The organism is Sphingopyxis jiangsuensis, from assembly GCF_016734905.1.
Taxonomy (GTDB): domain Bacteria; phylum Pseudomonadota; class Alphaproteobacteria; order Sphingomonadales; family Sphingomonadaceae; genus Sphingopyxis; species Sphingopyxis jiangsuensis.
Map to the genome: position 1 here is coordinate 155,675 of NZ_JAERPO010000003.1, position 18,240 is coordinate 173,914.

The window sequence follows — 18,240 nt, forward strand, 5'->3', positions numbered from 1 at the left end:
GAATGCTGGCTAATTGCTTGCCAACATTTTTCGATAGAGCGCGCCTCTCCCGCCACTGGCATATTCCAGTCGAATTCGTCGGTGAGCGAACGCGATCAAAAGCGGCACAACAACCAAACCGATCACTCCGGGAATGACTTCAAGATTCCCACGAAAATCGTGCCAGAATGCAGTGGCATAGACGAAGCCAAAAAAAATCGAGATGCCAAATGCAAGTCTCTCGCGGCTGATCGACGGACTTCGGAATTGATAACGGAGATAGGCAAAACGCCAAAATGACCGCCTTAAATCCATAAGATCAACTCGTTGAAGTCGGTATCAGCAACATCAAGATTGCACGAAACAAAATCGGCCGCAATCGGTCGCCAACGGACATTCGTCATCCCGGGCTTGACCCGGGATCCACTGCCTCGACGTTGCGTGAATGGACCCCGGGTCAAGCCCGGGGTGACGGGAGTGGGCAGAGGCGGCGATCCGCGCCGCTCAAACCGCCTGCAGTGTCTCAATCTCCGGCGCGCCGGCGAGGCAGGGGCCGAGTTTGGCGCCGAGCGTGCGGAAATGGTCCGATGCGCGGTGCGTCTCGGTCGCGGCCGCGTCGTCATAGCATTCCATGACCTTGTACACGCCCGCCTCGCCTGCCTTGAACAGCCGGTAATAGCTGTTGCCCGCTTCGTTTGCGCGGACCGCGGCGGCGAGGTCGGCGAAGACGCTCTCGAACTCGGCTTCCTTGCCGGGCTGGACGCGCAGCGTCGCGATGATGCCGATGGCGCTCATGGTGTTTTTCCTCAAAAGAATGGGCCGGTCCCGAAGGACCGGCCCGCTGGTTGGTCAGAAGACTTCGAAAAGCCCTGCCGCGCCCTGGCCGCCGCCGATGCACATGGTGACGACAGCATATTTGACGCCGCGGCGCTTGCCTTCGAGCAAAGCGTGGCCGACGCAGCGCGCGCCCGTCATGCCGAAGGGGTGGCCGATCGAGATCGAGCCGCCGTTGACGTTCAAGAGTTCGTTCGGGATGCCGAGCTTGTCGCGGCAATAGAGAACCTGGACGGCAAAGGCCTCATTGAGTTCCCACAGGCCGATGTCGTCCATCTTGAGGTCGAAGCGTTCGAGCAGCTTTGGAATCGCGAAAACGGGGCCGATCCCCATTTCGTCGGGCTCGGTGCCCGCGACCGCCATGCCGACATAGCGGCCGAGCGGGGTCAGGCCGCGCTTTTCGGCAAGCTTTGCCTCCATCAGCACCGCCGCCGACGAGCCGTCCGAGAGCTGGCTGGCGTTGCCCGCGGTGATCGTGTGGCCTTCGCCCATCACGGGCTTGAGGCTCGCGAGCCCTTCGAGTGTCGTGTCGGGGCGGTTGCATTCGTCGCGGTCGGCGACGACGTCCTTGAAGCTGACTTCCTTGGTTTCCTTGTCCATCACCGCCATCGTGGCGTTGCACGCGATGATTTCGTCGGCGAACTTGCCCGCGGCCTGCGCGGCGGCGGTACGCTGCTGCGACTGGAGCGAATATTCGTCCTGCGCCTCGCGGCTGATGTTGTAGCGCTTGGCGACGACCTCTGCCGTGCCGATCATCGGCATATAGGTGTCCTTGTGCATCGCGATCAGGTCGGCGTCGGGTTCGATCCACACCTTGCCGCTGCCGCTGACCTTCGAAATGCTCTCGACGCCGCCCGCGACGACGACGTCCTGGCGATCGACGATGATCTGCTTCGCCGCGGTCGCGATGGTCATCAGCCCCGACGAGCATTGGCGGTCGATCGACATGCCGGGGACGGTGACGGGCAGGCCGGCGCGCAGTGCGATCAGGCGCGCGACGTTCGGCGACTGCGACCCCTGCTGCATCGCGGCGCCGAAGACGACGTCGTCGATCTCGCCGCCCTCGACGCCGGCGCGCTCGACCGCGGCCTTGACCGAAAAGGCGCCGAGCGTCGGCGACAGCGTGTTGTTGAACGACCCGCGGCCCGCCTTGGTCAGCGGGGTGCGGGCGGTGGAAACGATGACGGCGTCACGCATGATGAATTCCTTCTCTTTCTAAGCCCCTCCCAATCAGGAGAGGGGTTGGGTTGGGGTGTCGCAGGCTGGTGCAAGGCCGCTCGGCCCACCCCGCTGCGACTAGCCAGCAAGCTGGCAAGTCTCGCTGCCCCTCCCCTGAAGGGGAGGGAATAAGTCACTTCATACAAAAAACTGGCTGATCCATTCGGCCATCAGCGCGGGCTTTTCCTCGCCTTCGATTTCGATGGTGAACTCGAGCGTCTGTTGCCACTGGCCGGGGCGTTTTTCGTCGATTTCGAGCAGCTTGAAATGGCCGCGGACACGCTTTCCCGAGCGGACGGGCGCGAGGAAACGAACCTTGTTGCCGCCATAGTTGACGCCCATCTTGACGCCCGCGGGGTGCGGACAGTCCGACTTGGCCATCAAGAGCGGAAAGAGCGAGAGCGTGAGGAACCCGTGCGCGATGGTCCCGCCGAAGGGCGTCAGCCTGGCCCTTTCCTCGTCGACATGGATGAACTGATGGTCGCCGGTGGCGTCGGCGAACTTGTCGATCATCGCCTGATCGACGAGCACCCATTCGGAGCTGCCGAGCGGCTTGCCGACCAGCTCTTTCATGTCTTGCGGTGCGATTGTAGCCATTCGCGCGTCCCCTCAATCTCTCAGGTCGGCAGGGGTTTTAGGCCCGTCGAACGCGGTTGCACAAGGGCCACGCCCCAGCGCCGCAGAGCCGTAGCGTCACTCCTTCAGTGGCTTCTGCGTCTTCATCGTGACGCTTTCGGCATAGGGGAGAATCATCGTCCCGTCGGGCGCCGCGGTGAAGGTGGTCTGCGTCGGATAGGCGAAGTCATAGCCTGCGCGCGTCATTTCCTCGAACAGTCGGATGCCGATTGCGGTGCGCGCGGCGATGACTTCGCCATAGTCGGCGCTCAAAATGTCGGCGACGAGCTCGAAATTGAGGCTCGAGTCGCCGAAGCCAAGGAAGCTGGAACGGATGAACTCATGTCCCTCGGCCTTCACCTGTTCCTCGAGCAATGCGGGAAGCGCGCGCAGCATCTCGGGCGTCGTCTGATAGATGACGCCGATGCCGAACTGGACGCGGCGGCGGTCGAGATGCGCGTAGTTGGTAATCTCCTTTGACAGGAGGTTGGTGTTCGAAATCACGAGCAGCTCGCCGTTGACCGAGCGCAGATGCGTGCTTTTGAGCCCGATCTTTTCGACCGTCGCGATACTCTCGTCATACTTGATCGTTTCGCCGACGCGGAACGGCCGGTCGAAGATGATCGAGAGCGACGCGAAGAGGTCGGAAAAAATGCCCTGTGCGGCGAGGCCGATCGCGATCCCGCCGATGCCGAGACCCGCGACGAGGCCGGTGACATTGACCCCCATATTGTCGAGGATGACGATGGCGGCGACCGCGAACAGCGCAACGCTGATGAGTAGACGGATGATCCCCATCGCATTGTGGAGCGTTTCATTATGCCCCTCTGCCGCGCGCCGCTGGATCAGCCCCAGCACGATCTCGCGCGCCCAGATCGCGACTTGCAGCACGACCGCGACGGTGAAGACGAGCCGGATAATGTCGAGCATGACGGCAGGCGGCTGTGCATAGCCTGCGACTGCACGGATCGCGATGATGGCGAGCACGACCGACTTGGTCTTGTGGATGACCCGGCCGACGATGTCGGTCAGCGTGAACTCGCCCGGCGCCGCCTGCGCGCGCTTGAGCGCAACGCGGCGCACCATCGATAGCAGCGCATAGATGAGCAGGCCCGCGCCGATGGCGATCACGATCTGGAGCCAATGGCCCTCCACCCAGGTCACGCTCGATTCCCACCAGCGCCGCAGATCCTCGAGCGGGTCGCCCGGGGTGCGGTTGGCGGATGCAAAGATGCTGGATGCGTAAAGGGGCAAAATCACATTGGTCCTCTGGGTTGGGGGATGGGGCAGGCGTCGCGAAGCGGAGCTGCATCATGGCGCTCCGGGACGGCGCAGGTCAACAAGTCGCGTGCAAGGCGCGAGAATCGGATTTGCCCTTGGCTCGTCACGTTACACTAGGGTCAGGACCCATTAATTACGCGTTCGAGGTTTGAAGCGATTTTGTTCAGTGCGAGGAGGCAAGGCGACGGAATATGTCGATATTTCGAGGCTTGCCGACGAAGCAATGGACAAAATCGGTCAAATCCCGGAGGGACGCCGAAATGGCTTCGATCTCGGGCCCGTGCGGCCTTGCGGGTAGCGATGCTACCCGCTGCACCCGCCCGGACCCGATATCTTCGCCATTTCGACGCCTCGAACGCGTAATTAATGGGTCCTGACCCTAAGGTGCGGATACCGAATTTGGTTCCGATTCAATGCGCGGCAGGGGCCGCCCGGCGAGCGGGCACCTGCGCAGGGCGCGCGGTGAGCGGACGCCATCCGGCTTCGTCCTCACGGCGGCGGCAATAGGTCGATAGTCCCATTTCGAGCGCGAGCATCATGTAGATGAAGGGCTGGAAGGCGATGCCGACGAACAATGATCCGACCATATAGACAATATGGCCGTGCTGGAGCGCGGTCGCGAGCGGGGCGATCCATTGCTCCTCGGCGCGGCGCGTCTTGAGATAGCGCCGGCGCAATCGCTCCATCTGGACGAGGCCGATCGCATGGAGCAGCAGCCACATTGCGAGCCCCGGATAGCCCTGTTCGCCGAGCATTTCGAAATAGCTCGAATGATAGGCGCGCGATTTTTCCTCGTGAACGGTCGGCGTTGCATCCTGCGGCTTGTCCGGGTCATAGCCGCTGCCCGTCGTTTCGACGCGCAGGTCGTTCTGAATATAGGCTTCGAATCCGCCGCCGAAGGGATTTTCCTTCGCATAGTCCCACGTCCACGCCCACACCGCGACGCGCGTCGAGGCCGACTGGTCGGACTTGTAGCCCTGGATCGTCTCCATCCGCTCGGTGAAGCTTTGCGGCAGGAAGGGGATCGCAGCGAGCGCCAGCAGTCCCGCGCCGGCCATGTAGAGGAAGCGATATTTGACCGCGCGCAGCGACAGCGCCGCGAGCACGGCAAGGCAGACCAGGCCGGTGCGCGCCTGCGTCCCCACGGGGAGGAGCATGCACGCAAAGCAGAGCGCGAAGGCAAACAGGCTGACGCGCCAGTCGGGCGGAAAGATGGTGCCGTGGCGGCGATACCAGAGGATCAGCGGGATGATCGAAATGCCGACGGTCGACATGATCGACCCTTCGTAGAGTCCGTAATTTTCGTTGAGAAGAAGCTGGAGCGAGCCATAGCCGCCGCCGCCCGCAGCGGTCTTGATCCCCCCGGCGATGGCGATCGACGCGGCCGAGAGCAGCATCACGAGCGCCAGCGCCTCGATCCTGAGTTTCGTCCGCAGCGTCAGCGGCAGGAAGATCGCCCAGACGAGCGCCTTCCACACCCAGCTCCACTTGTCGGCCGCCTCGACGGGAAAATCGGCGTGGATCGTCGTCATCCAGCAATAAAGCAGCAGCGCGACGAGCAAGGATTGCCGCCCCGACCAGCGCGTGTCGCGCTTGTCGTCGATCGCGAGCCAGCCGAGTATCGCGAGTGCGAAGGCAATCAGCGAGATCGGGATCGAGTTGATGAGGAAATAGCTGAGCCGTTGCGGCGCGACGATGTCGATGTAGCAAAAGGCGAGGACGAACAGGAACGGCCGGCGAAAGCCGAGGCCGATGAAGGCAAAGAGAAATGCGACAAAGGCGATGTCACGCATCGCGTTGCTCCGCTGCCGCGGCGTCGCGGCGCTGCTGCCACAATTTGCGCGGGCTCACCTCGCGGTCGAGGTCGTCGCGATGCAGCAGGCGCCATAGCGCGATCGCGATCAGCGCGTGCGTCAGGGCAATCGAAAAATTGTCGACCATGGTGGCGGCGCTGGCTTTCGTGGCGGCCCCGCAGGGCGTTTGACGGCGTTCTAACCCATCGGGGTTGACGCGGCGTTAAGTCTTGTCTGGCAAAGCGGCGGCCTATGCCGCGCATCCTTCACGTCCTCGATCACAGCCTTCCCGCGCACAGCGGCTATACGTTTCGCACGCGCGCGCTGATGAAGGCGCAACTTGCGAAGGGATGGGACGTCAAGGGCGTCACAGGGGTGCGTCATCCGGTCGAGGGCCCCGAAGTCGAGGAGGTCGACGGGCTGGCTTTTCACCGCACGCCGCCTATCGCTGGGGCGCCGCCGGCGATCCGCGAGTGGCGTGAGGTCGCCGCGCTCGCCGCGCAGGTCGAGGCGGTTGCGCGCGACTGGCGGCCCGACATACTCCACGCCCATTCGCCGGTGCTCGACGGCATGGCGGCGCTGCGCGCTGGCAAGCGGCTCGGTATTCCGGTGATCTATGAAATCCGTGCCTTCTGGGAGGATGCGGCGGTCGGCAACGGCAGCGGGCGCGAAGGCAGCCTGCGCTACCGCTTGACGCGCGCGCTCGAAACGCGTGCGGTGCGGCGCGCCGATGCGGTCGCCGTCATCTGCGAAGGGCTGCGCGGCGACCTGATCGCCCGCGGGATCGATCCCGCGAAAATCATCGTGTCGCCCAACGGCGTCGACCTCGACCTCTTTGGCGACCCGCCGCCGCGCGACGAGAGGCTCGCCGTCGAGCTGGGGCTGGATACCAGCGCAACGGTGATCGGATATATCGGCAGCTTTTACGATTATGAGGGGATCGACGACCTGATAGCCGCGATGCCCGCGCTCGTCGCGGCGCAGCCCGGCGCCGGACTGCTGCTGGTCGGCGGCGGGCCGATGGAGCATGCGCTGCGCGCGCAGGCCGCGGCATCGCCCGTCGCCGACCGCATCCGTTTCGTCGGACGCGTGCCGCACGACCAGGTCGAGCTTTATTATTCGCTGATCGATATTCTCGCCTATCCGCGCAAGAAGATGCGCCTCACCGATCTGGTCACGCCGCTGAAGCCGCTCGAGGCGATGGCGCAGGGCAAGCTTGTCGCCGCGTCGGACGTCGGCGGTCATCGCGAGCTGATCGAGGATGGTGTGACGGGCACGCTGTTCGCGCCCGGCGATCCGGCGGCGCTCGCAGCGGCGCTCGCCGACCTGCTCGGCGCGCGGGCGATGTGGGACGAACGCCGACGAACGGCGCGAGCCTTCGTCGAGACGCATCGTAACTGGTCATCAAACATTTTATGTTATGAGCCTGTTTACCAAAGGCTGTTGCAGAGCCGCGCGACCTGGCGCATCGCCAAGTCGAATGCGGCGATCTGAACGGCGCAAGATACAGGTTCGAAAGTAAAATGAACGAAAGCAGCGAATATCGCACGGCGAACAAAGGGGCCGCCCTGCTCCGCGCGCTGCGCCCGGCGCTGCCTGCCATAATCGGCGCGGCGGCGCTGACTTTCCTGTTTGCGGCGCTGATGCCGATGGCGTGGGTCGCGGCGATCAGCTGGAATCTCTACCTCGACCGGCTGGCCGAACTTTTCGTGCCGCCCGTCGGCAACGGCGCGCGGCTTGCGCTCGCGCTCGGCCTGTCGGCGGTCGCGGCGCTGATTGCCGGCTTGGTTGCGCTGTTGATCGAGCGGCCCGGCGCGCTGCGCCGCCGGTCGCGCGATACGGATGCGGGTGACAATAACGCCGCTACGCGCCGCCGTTCCGACTTTCACCCCGACGATGCGCCGCGGCCGCCGTTGCGCGCGGGACGCGAGCTGCCTGCGGGCGGACTCGGTCCGCTGCCCGAAATCGCGTGGGCCGAAGCTTCGGTCGAACAGGAAGCGGACGGCGAAGCGATGCCGAGCGCCGCGCGCGAAGCGGAATTGGCGGCGGTCGACGCCGAGCCCGCGTTCGACGCCGTGGCCGACGCACCGTGGCTGCAGCCTGCCGAGCTTCCGAACGCCTATGACGTTCCCGACGCCGCCGACAAAAGCCTGGGCGCGATGGTCGCGCGGCTCGAGGTCGGCCTGGCGCGCCGCCGCGATCTGCACGGTGCCGTGCCCCCGGACCCGCAGCGCGAAATCGCGATGGGTACCCGTCCCGCCGACAATGATCTTGTCGGCGAAGTCGACGTCGCGCTCGAAGCGGCGCTCGGCACGCTGAGCCGCATGAACCGCCACGCGCTCGGCTGAGCCGCGGCCTAATCCTCCACCGTCAATATCTCGATGCGCAGCCTGTCGTCGCGATCGGCGTCCACCGCGACGTCAGCGACGATCTGACCCGCCAGCACCCAGTCGCGCGCGCCGAGCTGCGCTTCGAGCGTCGCCCGCTGCACGCCGTTCGCTCCGCTCGCGACCGAGCAGGTGAAGATATGGCGCGCTCCGACGAAGTTCGCGCTCGCCCACGGGTGCAGCAGCGACGTGTCGATAGTGATGCCTTCGGGCAGCGCGCCGCCGAGGATGCGGCGCAAGCGGCGGTGCGGGCAGGCGGGGCGGGGCGGCAAGGCGGGCGACCAGAGCTTCATGCGCCCGCCTCCATCGCGTTGCGAACCGCGCGCGTGCGGCGGTCGCCGCGCTGCGTTGTGCGCCCCGCGCGAAAGTCGGCGCGCCATTTGTTCATGAAATGTTCTGCACGGCAGACAAGCTGAAGACCGGGCTTCCGTCCCGCGCGCAAGTCGCCGACGAGGCGCGGATCGCGGACCGCGGCGCGTCCGAAAACGCTCGGCGGAATCGCCGATTCCTCGAGGAATTTTTCGATCCGTTGCAACAGGCTGGACTCCATCTTCTTCTCCCTTTTCGGTGCAGGCGCGCCGCGACTCAAGCGATAGGAAGTTTCCTATTTGATAGGCATTTTCCTACTTGTCTAGGAAAAATCCTATTGCTAAAGACGAAATAGGAAGGACCGGACCAGCCATGTCAGAATTTTCTGCCGATCCGCGCGCCGCGCTCGACCAGCTCTGCCAGGAAAAGGGCATCGACTATGCGCGCCTGTCGGCGGCGATCGGGCGCAATCCGGCCTATATCCAGCAATATATCAAGCGTGGCACGCCGCGACGGCTTGCCGAACAGGACCGCGCGCGCATCGCCGCCTTTCTGGGCGTCGCCGAATCGATCCTCGGCGGCCCGGTGCAGCGCGTCGCATCGCGCGCAGGGCCGCGCGGGCGCGACATGGTGCTGGTGCCCAAGCTCGCCGTCGGCGCCTCGGCAGGCGCGGGGGCGAGCATCGACGGCGAGCCGGTCGAGGGCGAGGTCGCGTTCGACCCCAAATGGCTACGCAGCCTGGGCGCCGATCCGCGCGCGCTGAGCATCATCCGCGTCGAAGGCGATTCGATGGCGCCGACGCTGAGCGACGGTGACGACATCCTCGTCGACGGCGGCGACGCTGCGGCGCGGCTGCGCGACGGTATCTATGTGCTGCGGATGGACGATGTGCTGATGGTCAAGCGCGTCGCGCGCGCGCCGGGGCAGGGGCGGATCGCGGTGATCAGCGACAATCCGCATTACCGGAGCTGGGACGATCTGCCGCTGTCGGCGGTGCAGCTCGTCGGCCGGGTGGTGTGGACCGGGCGGCGCGTCAGTTGACGCGGCGAGACTTTCAGTAGGGCGCGTTCATCTCGGCCTCGATCTCATGATCGAGTATTTGCGCACGTTGGCATTGCTCGCTGTCGCCGTTGCGGCATTTTTCGGCAGCCTTGTCGCGCTGGCGCGACAATTTGCCTAGCCGCTCCTCGCGTTCGCGTAGCGCGCGACCACGGTTGCGGTCGGCCTCGTCCTGGCTGGTCGTCGACCAGTCGGCGACTTGCCCGGCCGCCTTCACCGGCGCCGTGACGACCGATTAGACCGCGCCGACGCATCCTGTCAGCAACGGTGCCGCCAATAGTGCCGCAACATAGCCACGCATGAACTTCTCCCTGACGGTCCGTCCATCGCATGCCATCGGGTGTCGGGCCACCATTATGCGACCAATTGACCGGCGGCCGCGCCTTGGTGTCACATCACTGAAATAAATGGTTAAAACGGTCTTTACCATCACCCGCTAGGCATTGCTCCGTCACGAACCGCAAGGCGATGGGATCAGATGAATTCGGTACAGCTTGCCCTCGAACCCGCATCGGGTCATGCCATCGCGGTCGGCGTCGATGCACCGCTGGCCGAGGTGATCGAGGCGTTTCGCGCGCATCCCGATCTCCGGCTGCTTGCGGTGCTGGCCCCCGACCGGGCTCCTGTCGGAATTATCCGCGAACAGCGCGTGCGCGAACTGCTGTTCTGCCCCTATTGGTTTTCGCTGATGCAGAATCCGACGATCGGCGGCTCGATTGCAACGATGATCGAGCCGTGCCTGACCGCCGACGTTGCCGAACCGACCGCCGCGCTGTTGCGCCGTGTATCGCGCGCTGCGGGACATGAGGGGCTGGTGCTCGTCGACAAGGGGCGATTTGTCGAAACGCTCGACGGCGGTCAACTCGCGCGGCTGGCGATGATGCGCGAGATCGAGGTCGCGCGTGAGCGCGCCGAGCGCGCGGCGCAGATCGACGCCGCCGGGCGCGGGTTTCAGCAGGATATAGCTGCGCTGACAGCGACCTTGTCGGATATGGCGCATGAAGTTGAAGCGGTTGCGCGCCAATTGTCCGAACGCGCCGAACAGACCGGGCGCGACGCGCTGTCGGTCGCAGGCGCGACCGCGCAGACGCTCGCCGGATTGCAGGAACTCGGCGATCGCGGACACGCGCTCGCCGCGAGCATGGCGCAGATCGTCGACGACGGCACGCGCGCGCGCAGCGTGCGGCGCGACGCCCATCAGAAGGTCAAGCAAACCGGCGACCGCGCGGCAATGTTGCAGGATGCAAGCCAGTCGATCGAACAGATGCTGCGGCTGATCATCGACATGGCAAGCCGCACCAACATGCTCGCGCTCAACGCGGGGATCGAGGCGGCGCGTGCGGGCGACGCCGGGCGCGGCTTCGCCGTCGTCGCCGCCGAGGTCAAGGCGCTCGCCAACCAGACGCGCTCGGCGGCGAGCGACATCACCCCCTATATCGACCGCATCCGCGAGATTGTCGTGCAGGTCGCCGAGGGATTTCGCGACGTCGAACGCGCCATCGAGGCGAACAATGGCTTTTCCGACACGATCGACGCTGCGGTCGACGGCCAGAGCGCAACAAGCCTGTCGATCGCGAGCTATGTCGAGCAGGCGGTGTCCGCGGGCCGCGAGATTGACGACCGCGTCCAATATATCAGCCGCGGCGCATCGGCGGTTGGCGAGGGCGCGGCGACGCTCGGCGAGCTTTCGTCGGGGCTCAACCGCGCGGCGCAGTCGCTGCACCAGCGCGCGCGCCATTTTGTCGAGGCGGTCGCCGCCGCCTGAGCGTCGCGGGAATGCCCGATTCCAAGGGGTTGCGAGCCGCTCCGGCGGCGCTAGAGTGCCCCTGCGCCGGAGGCGTGCTTGGCCGCCGGCGGGGAGGAGGGTCAAATGACAAATCTGCAGAAGGGACTCGCCGAGTTTATCGGCACATTCTGGCTCGTGTTCGGTGGATGCGGGAGCGCTGTGCTCGCCGCGGCATTCCCCGAGGTCGGGATCGGTCTGCTCGGCGTATCGCTCGCCTTTGGTCTGACGGTCGTGACCATGGCCTATGCGATCGGCCATATTTCGGGATGCCATCTCAATCCCGCGGTGACCGTCGGGCTGTGGGCGGGCGGCCGCTTCGAGGCGCGCGACATGCCGCTTTATGTCGCGGCGCAGGTGCTCGGCGCGATCGTCGCCGCCTTCCTGCTCTATTATGTCGCGAGCGGCAGCCCGGTGTTCGACATCGCGGGCGGGCTCGCCGCGAATGGCTTTGATGCGGGCTCGCCGGGCAATTACGACATCTGGTCGGCGCTGATTATCGAGGTCGTGCTGACGGGATTCTTCCTCTGGATCATCATGGGTTCAACCGACGGGCGCGCGCCCGCCGCTTTTGCGCCGCTTGCAATTGGCCTTGCGCTGACGCTGATCCACCTGATCTCGATTCCCGTCACCAACACATCGGTCAACCCTGCACGCAGCACCGGGCCTGCGCTCGTGGTCGGCGGATTGGCGTTGCAGCAACTGTGGCTGTTCTGGCTCGCGCCGCTCGTCGGCGGGCTTGTCGGCGGGTGGCTCTATCGCACGCTCGGCGCCGATACATTCCCCAAGCCCAACATCGAGGGCGAATAGGCTTCGGGCCGGCGGGGGACCTCCCCCGCCGGACTGTTATCGCAGGAGATCGATGGCAAAGGCTCGCACTTCGGCGGCCATGTCGGGCCGTGCGAGCGCGACCGCCAGATTGGCCTGGATATAGCCCGCCTTCGATCCGCAGTCGTAGCGCGCGCCGTCGAAGGTCACGGCGTGAAAGGGCTGGTTCCCGATCATCGAGGCCATCGCATCGGTGAGCTGGATTTCGCCGCCGGCGCCCTTTCCCTGCCCTTCGAGCACGCGCATCACCTCGGGCTGGAGGATGTAGCGCCCCGAAATGATGAGGTTCGACGGCGCTTCGGTGACGGGGGGCTTTTCGACAAGGCCCATGACCTCGGTCAGCTTGCCGTCCGACGCGCCCGGCGCGATGACGCCATAGGACGACACCTGCTCGCGCGGGACTTCGAGGACGGAGATCAGATTGCCGCCGACGCGCGCATAGGCATCGACCATCTGCTTCATGCATCCCGGCGAACCGTGCATGAATTCGTCGGGGAGGAAGATCGCGAAGGGCTCGTCGCCGACAATGTCGCGCGCGCACCAGATCGCATGGCCAAGCCCCATCGGTTCCTGCTGGCGGACATAGGCGCAATTGCCGGGGCCGAGGCGCGTCGGTTCGAGAACCGACAGATCCTTGCCGCGCTCCGACATCGTTTTTTCGAGCTCGAAGGCGATGTCGAAATGATCCTCGATCGCGCTCTTGCCGCGGCCGGTGACGAAGATCATCTGTTCGATCCCCGCCTCGCGTGCCTCGTCGACCGCATATTGGATAAGCGGGCGATCGACGACCGGCAGCATCTCCTTGGGGATCGCCTTGGTGGCGGGAAGGAAGCGCGTGCCGAGGCCGGCGACGGGAAAGACGGCTTTGCGGATCGGTTTCATGGCGACGACCCTAGCCGCCCAGTGTTGCGAGGGAAAGCATTGCAGACGTTTGCGACTGCCGGCGCACGCCTATTCGGGCGCCACGATCACCACGACGCGGCGATTATCCTGTCGGCCTTCGGCGGTGTCGTTGCTCGAAAGCGGGAAGGCTTCGCCGCGGCCGACAATCTGCTCTGGGTTAAAGCGCATGCCATTCGCCTGCATCGGCGTCGCGACGGCGTGGGCGCGCGCCTGCGACAAGGCCTGGTTATAGGCCGAGGTGCCGGTCGAATCGGTGTGGCCTTCGACGCGCGCGGTAAGAATATCGACCGATACGAGATTGCGGGCGAGGCGGGCGATCCGTTCCTGCTGATCGGGTTTGAGTGCGCTTTCGTCGACCGGGAACAACAGGCGTTCCGAGATCGTGAGTTCCCACGCGGGTCCGGTTTCGACAAAGCCTTCCGATTCGAGCATCGCGATCTGGGCCGGCGTGAATCCGGAAATCGGCGATACGCTTTGGCATGCCGCGAGCACGACTGCGGCGGCAAAAGCCAGCAGCGCTGATGGGCGAAGGGAGGATAGGCGCATCACGGGAGGGCTCCGATATTGGTCATCTTTCGCCGCTCGTCATCTTGTCGGCATACATGCCGGCATCGGCGACGGTCAGCAGAGCGGCGGAATCGCTGCCGTCGTCGGGGTAAACCGCAGCGCCGACGCTGATCGACGGACGGTATTGCTCGTCGCCCCCCGGCAAGGCGATCGGATCGGACACACAATCCTTGATGCGCCGGATCAGCGCGCCCGGATCGGCCTCTGCGTCGAGCGGATCGACGATCACGACAAATTCGTCGCCGCCGATCCGCGCCGCAAAATCGCCCTTGCGCAGTCCGTTGCGGATGCAGGTCGACACCGCGACGAGAACGCGGTCGCCCACCGCATGGCCATATTCGTCGTTGACCGCCTTGAAATTGTCGGCGTCGCAGAAAAGCAGGACAAAGCGCCCACCGCGCCGTTCGGCCGCGGCAATTCGCTCGGCCAGTTGACGGTCGAAAGCCGCGCGGTTGGGGAGTGTCGTCAGCGGATCGTGCGACGCGCGATGTTCAAGGATCGCGCGTTCGCTTTCCATATGTCCCTGCCACCCCTGCAATTCGTCGAGCAGTGCGTTGATGTCACCGCCGAGCCGGTCGAGTTCGGCGATGCCGAGCGGCTTGACGCGCTTGTCGAACCGGCGGTGCAGGCGGACGTCGTGCGCAACGGTGGCGATCTCGCCGAGCGGCTTGACGAGCTCATATTCAAAGCGCCGCGCGAGCACGATCGTACCGAGCGCGGTGACGAGCAGGCAGCCCAGCCCGGCGAGCAGGCCGAGCCGCACATAATCGTTCATCGTCGAACTGTCGCCCCACACCTCGACCGTCCCGATAACCGATCCGTTGCGGCGGACGGGGATTGCATAGGGCCGCGGAAAGACGAGGTGCGTCAGCAGCGGCGCCGGATCGGGGTTGGGGGACGTCCATCCGGTCAGCACGCGGCCGCGATCGTCAAGGACGCGCAGGCGGGCGATGCCGGCAATTTCCGTCAGCGGTTCGATGCCATCGCGCGCTGCCAGCGGGTCGTTGAACACCAGTGCAGGTTCGGCGCCATAAGCGCCGAGCCGCGCCGCAAGCTCCAAATTGCGATCGGCATAGCCGCGCAGCGCCGTGACCCCGGCGAGCAGGATCGTGATGCCCGACAGCGCCACCGCGAACAGGGTGATGCCGAAGTGGAACCGCGACAACAGCCTTTGCAGGGTGGTGCGGCGGACGGGCGTTTCGGTAGCGCGCTCGATCATGTCGCGCTCCCGTCGTTCTGCCCCATTTTCAGCACGCGCGGATCGACGCGCAGCGGTCCACGCCCGATCGCGTCGAGATTGACCGAAAAGCCGAGGCGTCCGGCGCGCGCCGACAGGCAGAACATGGCGCCGTGCAGGCAATCGGGGTCGTCGTCGCTGATCGTCAGCACGGCGCGGCCGCGCACCCAGCCGATCAGCCGTTGCCGATCGGCCACCGCCATGCGCCCGAGAAAGAGAATGTCGCAGTCTTTGCGAACGCTGACCGCTGCCGGCGAAAGGCGATGGACGGTCACGGGTAGCCCGCCCGCGATCGACGGAGCGATGCTCGCAGTGATCGTAGGGCTTCCGACGATGCAAAGATTGCGTGCCGCGGCGGCGGGGCTTTCGGGCCAGCGGACATAGCTGATGATGCCGCCGACCATGCGGTTGACAGCGCGCGCCATGCCGTCGGCGCCGTCCTCGACAATCGTCTGGTTTGCGGTCTGTACTGCTACCGGCTGCGCGACAGCCAAAATACCAGAAAGGAACAACGATCCCAGCACGTCCAGCGACCCCCACGGCGCCTGGGGGCTATCCCGCCCCTAAGAAGCGGCGGCAGCTAGTCAAAATCGCTGATAAGTCAAGGAAAAGGAGCGAGTGACGTCATGCCTGCGCTTCCCTCGGCCATTGCGGCGGCGGCTAGCCCGCGCGGAGGCGCTCGCCGAACCCTTTGCGCAGCTTTGCCAGTTTCGGCGGAATGACGGCCATGCAATATGGATTGCGCTGGCCTTCGCCATCCCAATAGGCCTGGTGATAATCCTCGGCCGGATACCAGGTCGAAGCAGGCTCGATGGTCGTCACAATCGGTGCTGGCCAGTCGGCGGCGGCGCGTTCGATTCCGGCGCGCGCCGCAGCGGCCTGCGCATCGTCGAGCGGGAAGATCGCGCTGCGATACTGGGTGCCGATGTCATTGCCCTGACGATTGAGCTGCGTCGGATCGTGCGTCGCGAAGAAGACGTCGAGCAGATCGTCATAGCCGATGACGTCGGGGTCGAAGGTGATGCGGATCGCTTCGGCGTGGCCGGTGTCGCCGCCGCACACTTGCTTATAGGTCGGGTTTTCGACCGTCCCGCCGATATAGCCGCTTTCGACCGAGTCCACACCCGCGAGCGACTGGAACACGGCTTCGGTGCACCAGAAGCAGCCTCCGGCGAAAATGGCGGTCTCACGGGTCATGGCATGGGTCCTTGAAGGGTCGGGGAGCGATGGCTCCAAAATAGGATGGCCGCGCCGCTATTCCAAGGGCGGCGGGTTGGCGACCAGCGGCGGGACGAGCGGCTCGCCCTCGGCGCGGGCGGCGGCAATCGCGGCGGCCTCGGCCTCAAGCGTCGCGACGCGGTCGCGCCAGCGCGGATGCGTGCCCGCCTGGAAGAGCGGACGCCCTTCGCGCTGGCCGAAGCGCGTCCAGAAGCGGGCGGCGGCAGTAGGATCATAGCCTGCGCCCGCGAGCAGCCAGACCGACAACCGGTCGGCTTCGATCTCGGTCTGGCGGAAGAGCCGGGCGCTGCGCCCGAACTGCTTGCCGAGCCCGCGGTCGACCCCCGCGGCGTCAAGCCGTTCGCGATGACGGAGGATATTGTGCGCGAGCTCGTGCGCGACGGCAGCGGCGAGTTCGGCATCATCCTCGGCAAACAGCGCGAGGCCGTAGCTGATAAGGACGAGGCGGCCGTCGGCCGCGCCTGCGGGGCGGTCGCGCGCTTCGAGGCGAAAGTCCGACGCGCAACCGGTGACAGGCTGGATGTCGACCGTTTGCCCGTCGCCGGTCGCCAGCGTCAGCGGCCGGTCGAGCGGAAGTGCCGCGAGCGCGGTTTCGAGCGCCGAAATGCGCGCGAAGGCGTCGGTGCCCTCGGCGGGCGGCAAGGACGCCCCGTTCAGCTTGAGGATCGGGGTGCCGATGCGAAGTCCCGTACGGGCTGCGGGCGAATCGGGTGCGATGGCTGCGGGGAAGGGCGCGTCGCTGGTCGATGCGTCGTAGGGGACGAGCGCCGCCGCGCGGTCCTCCTCGGCGTAAAGGCGCGGGTCGCCCCAGAGCCATCCGAATTGCGGCTGACGCACCGGGCACCAGTTGGCGTTGGCGGTCGTCAGGCGGAAGCCGATCGCTGCCACGCGCGCCTCCATCGCGGCGAGCGCAGCATAGGGTGACGTGGCAGTGTCGGCACGCGCGGCAAAGGGTGCGGCGGCAATTGCGGCGCAGGCGAGCGCCAGAGCAGGCAAACGGCGGAACATCGACGACCGATTATCAACCCCAGCCTGTCGCGACCATGAATTTCGACCCGCTTGCCTAACGCGCGCCGAACGACGATAGGGCGGCGCATGTCCGACGCCTCGCTGACCGCCGCGGCCGCGCGCCGCACCCCCCGCCCCGCCGCGCTTGCGCGCTGGCTGTGGGCCGTCGCCGTGCTCGTCATCATCGTCGTCGCCGTGGGCGGGATCACGCGGCTGACCGAATCGGGGCTGTCGATCACCGAATGGCGCCCCGTGTCGGGCGTATTGCCGCCGACGAACGAGGCCGACTGGATCGCCGAGTTCGAGAAATACAAGCAGATCCCCGAATATAAGGAAATCAACCTCGGCATGACGCTTGAGGGGTTCAAGGCGATCTTTTTCTGGGAATGGCTGCACCGCATTTTGGGGCGCGTCGTCGGAATGGCGCTGCTGCTGCCGCTCGCCTGGTTCGCATGGCGGCGCGCGATCCCCGCGGGCTATGGCTGGCGGCTGTTCGCGCTCGCCGCGCTCGTCGGGCTGCAGGGCGCGATCGGTTGGTGGATGGTCGCGTCGGGGCTCGAATATCGCACCGACGTCAGCCATTTCCGCTTGGCCGCGCATCTGCTCACCGCGCTCTTCCTGCTCGGCGGGCTGGTGTGGACCGCGCGCGACCTTGGCGAGCTGGCGCGCGATGAAGGGGCGCGGCCCGCGCGGCTGACGGGCGCGGCGATCGGGGCGATCGCCATCCTCTTCGTGCAATTGCTGCTCGGCGCATGGGTGGCGGGGCTCAACGCGGGTCAGGTCGCGAACACTTGGCCGGCGATGAACGATCATTTCGTGCCCGAAGGCATCGACTGGTCGGGCGGCGCGTGGATGGCGCTGACCAACGATCCCTTCCTCATTCATTTCCTGCACCGCTGGTGGTCGTGGGTCGCGGCGCTCGCGCTGCTGCTGCTCGCGCGCGCGCTGGCCAAGAGGGGCGCACGGCATGAAGCGGGATTGATGGTCGTCACCGTTGCCGCGCAGATGCTGCTCGGAATCCTCACCGTCGTCACGGGGGTCTCGATGTGGATCGCGGTTCTCCATCAGGTCGTCGGCGCCATATTGGTCGCGGTGACGGCGGCCGCCGTGCACCGCCAGGGGTTGAAATCTGCCTCGGCAAATTGTTGATGGTATCATAATACCCGTCAGCAAAGCCGCAGGACGCTTGACTTTCGGGGC

General features: G+C 65.6%; 22 protein-coding genes. 6 read left to right on the forward strand and 16 right to left on the reverse strand.

The features are described 5' to 3' along the window. Nucleotides 1-9: 9 nt before the first annotated feature. The 7 genes from JI743_RS13745 to JI743_RS13775 form a co-directional block, all read right to left on the reverse strand. Entirely contained in the window at nucleotides 10-294 is a 285-nt protein-coding gene (locus tag JI743_RS13745; protein WP_201928912.1) for a hypothetical protein, read from the reverse strand. A gap of 189 nt (nucleotides 295-483) precedes the next feature. Beyond that, nucleotides 484-774 carry a putative quinol monooxygenase gene (locus JI743_RS13750; RefSeq protein WP_201928913.1) on the reverse strand — a complete coding sequence of 97 codons (291 nt, stop codon included), beginning with the start codon at nucleotides 772-774 and terminating at the stop codon, nucleotides 484-486. A gap of 54 nt (nucleotides 775-828) precedes the next feature. Beyond that, nucleotides 829-2,010: an acetyl-CoA C-acyltransferase gene (locus JI743_RS13755; protein WP_201928914.1), complete on the reverse strand. Its 1,182-nt coding sequence runs from the start codon at nucleotides 2,008-2,010 to the stop codon at nucleotides 829-831. A 159-nt stretch (nucleotides 2,011-2,169) separates the two neighbouring features. After that, complete coding sequence (locus tag JI743_RS13760) at nucleotides 2,170-2,628, reverse strand: MaoC family dehydratase (protein ID WP_201928915.1); 459 nt, start codon at nucleotides 2,626-2,628, stop codon at nucleotides 2,170-2,172. A gap of 96 nt (nucleotides 2,629-2,724) precedes the next feature. Then, the gene (locus JI743_RS13765; protein ID WP_201929121.1) at nucleotides 2,725-3,879 is read right to left on the reverse strand and encodes a mechanosensitive ion channel family protein; all 1,155 of its coding nucleotides are present in this window, start codon (nucleotides 3,877-3,879) and stop codon (nucleotides 2,725-2,727) included. A 458-nt stretch (nucleotides 3,880-4,337) separates the two neighbouring features. Next, nucleotides 4,338-5,720 (reverse strand): putative O-glycosylation ligase, exosortase A system-associated, encoded by a 1,383-nt coding sequence (locus tag JI743_RS13770; RefSeq protein WP_201928916.1) that lies wholly within the window; start codon nucleotides 5,718-5,720, stop codon nucleotides 4,338-4,340. Continuing rightward, nucleotides 5,713-5,868: a hypothetical protein gene (locus JI743_RS13775; protein ID WP_201928917.1), complete on the reverse strand. Its 156-nt coding sequence runs from the start codon at nucleotides 5,866-5,868 to the stop codon at nucleotides 5,713-5,715. The genes JI743_RS13770 and JI743_RS13775 overlap by 8 nt, the downstream gene beginning before the upstream one ends. Before the next feature lie 104 nt (nucleotides 5,869-5,972). Here JI743_RS13775 and JI743_RS13780 point away from each other — a divergent pair, with 104 nt between their 5' ends. Together JI743_RS13780 and JI743_RS13785 are read left to right on the forward strand one after the other, a co-directional pair. Continuing rightward, entirely contained in the window at nucleotides 5,973-7,214 is a 1,242-nt protein-coding gene (locus JI743_RS13780; protein ID WP_201928918.1) for a TIGR04063 family PEP-CTERM/XrtA system glycosyltransferase, read from the forward strand. A gap of 29 nt (nucleotides 7,215-7,243) precedes the next feature. Further along, nucleotides 7,244-8,068, forward strand: a complete 825-nt coding sequence (locus JI743_RS13785) for a hypothetical protein (protein ID WP_201928919.1) — start codon at nucleotides 7,244-7,246, stop codon at nucleotides 8,066-8,068. Nucleotides 8,069-8,076: 8 nt separating this feature from the next. Here the strand turns inward: JI743_RS13785 and JI743_RS13790 are convergent, their stop codons facing one another. After that, nucleotides 8,077-8,400, reverse strand: coding sequence for a hypothetical protein (locus tag JI743_RS13790; RefSeq protein ID WP_201928920.1), 324 nt, complete (start codon nucleotides 8,398-8,400; stop codon nucleotides 8,077-8,079). Then, complete coding sequence (locus JI743_RS13795; RefSeq protein WP_201929141.1) at nucleotides 8,397-8,657, reverse strand: hypothetical protein; 261 nt, start codon at nucleotides 8,655-8,657, stop codon at nucleotides 8,397-8,399. Before JI743_RS13795 ends, JI743_RS13790 begins: the two co-directional genes overlap by 4 nt. 131 nt (nucleotides 8,658-8,788) lie before the next feature. Here JI743_RS13795 and JI743_RS13800 point away from each other — a divergent pair, with 131 nt between their 5' ends. Next, complete coding sequence (locus tag JI743_RS13800; RefSeq protein ID WP_201928921.1) at nucleotides 8,789-9,457, forward strand: S24 family peptidase; 669 nt, start codon at nucleotides 8,789-8,791, stop codon at nucleotides 9,455-9,457. 13 nt (nucleotides 9,458-9,470) lie between these two features. Here the strand turns inward: JI743_RS13800 and JI743_RS13805 are convergent, their stop codons facing one another. Beyond that, nucleotides 9,471-9,692 (reverse strand): hypothetical protein, encoded by a 222-nt coding sequence (locus JI743_RS13805; protein ID WP_330902898.1) that lies wholly within the window; start codon nucleotides 9,690-9,692, stop codon nucleotides 9,471-9,473. Nucleotides 9,693-9,953: 261 nt separating this feature from the next. Between JI743_RS13805 and JI743_RS13810 the strand changes: the two genes are divergently transcribed. Both JI743_RS13810 and aqpZ read left to right on the forward strand, forming a co-directional pair. Next, a complete protein-coding gene (locus JI743_RS13810) occupies nucleotides 9,954-11,240 on the forward strand; it encodes a methyl-accepting chemotaxis protein (RefSeq protein WP_236660008.1) in 1,287 nt (428 codons plus the stop codon). Between the two features lie 105 nt (nucleotides 11,241-11,345). Continuing rightward, nucleotides 11,346-12,068, forward strand: a complete 723-nt coding sequence (gene aqpZ / locus JI743_RS13815; protein ID WP_201928922.1) for an aquaporin Z — start codon at nucleotides 11,346-11,348, stop codon at nucleotides 12,066-12,068. A 36-nt stretch (nucleotides 12,069-12,104) separates the two neighbouring features. On the opposite strand, the gene galU is transcribed toward aqpZ, so the two are convergent. The 6 genes from galU to JI743_RS13845 all read right to left on the reverse strand — a co-directional run bounded on the left by galU (nucleotide 12,105) and on the right by JI743_RS13845 (nucleotide 17,040). Further along, the gene (gene galU, locus JI743_RS13820) at nucleotides 12,105-12,968 is read right to left on the reverse strand and encodes a UTP--glucose-1-phosphate uridylyltransferase GalU (RefSeq protein WP_201928923.1); all 864 of its coding nucleotides are present in this window, start codon (nucleotides 12,966-12,968) and stop codon (nucleotides 12,105-12,107) included. 69 nt (nucleotides 12,969-13,037) lie between these two features. After that, on the reverse strand, nucleotides 13,038-13,535 hold the full coding sequence (gene yfiB / locus JI743_RS13825; protein ID WP_201928924.1) for an outer membrane lipoprotein YfiB: 498 nt from the start codon (nucleotides 13,533-13,535) through the stop codon (nucleotides 13,038-13,040). A gap of 22 nt (nucleotides 13,536-13,557) precedes the next feature. Continuing rightward, the gene (dgcN, locus tag JI743_RS13830; protein ID WP_201928925.1) at nucleotides 13,558-14,775 is read right to left on the reverse strand and encodes a diguanylate cyclase DgcN/YfiN; all 1,218 of its coding nucleotides are present in this window, start codon (nucleotides 14,773-14,775) and stop codon (nucleotides 13,558-13,560) included. Then, nucleotides 14,772-15,287 (reverse strand): regulatory sequestration protein YfiR, encoded by a 516-nt coding sequence (gene yfiR, locus JI743_RS13835; protein WP_236660009.1) that lies wholly within the window; start codon nucleotides 15,285-15,287, stop codon nucleotides 14,772-14,774. Before yfiR ends, dgcN begins: the two co-directional genes overlap by 4 nt. 166 nt (nucleotides 15,288-15,453) lie before the next feature. Beyond that, nucleotides 15,454-15,990, reverse strand: a complete 537-nt coding sequence (gene msrA, locus JI743_RS13840) for a peptide-methionine (S)-S-oxide reductase MsrA (protein WP_201928927.1) — start codon at nucleotides 15,988-15,990, stop codon at nucleotides 15,454-15,456. A 57-nt stretch (nucleotides 15,991-16,047) separates the two neighbouring features. After that, the gene (locus JI743_RS13845) at nucleotides 16,048-17,040 is read right to left on the reverse strand and encodes a M48 family metallopeptidase (protein WP_201928928.1); all 993 of its coding nucleotides are present in this window, start codon (nucleotides 17,038-17,040) and stop codon (nucleotides 16,048-16,050) included. An 87-nt stretch (nucleotides 17,041-17,127) separates the two neighbouring features. On the opposite strand from JI743_RS13845, the gene JI743_RS13850 reads away from it, so the two are divergent. Further along, nucleotides 17,128-18,189, forward strand: a complete 1,062-nt coding sequence (locus JI743_RS13850; RefSeq protein WP_201928929.1) for a COX15/CtaA family protein — start codon at nucleotides 17,128-17,130, stop codon at nucleotides 18,187-18,189. Nucleotides 18,190-18,240 lie beyond the last annotated feature (51 nt).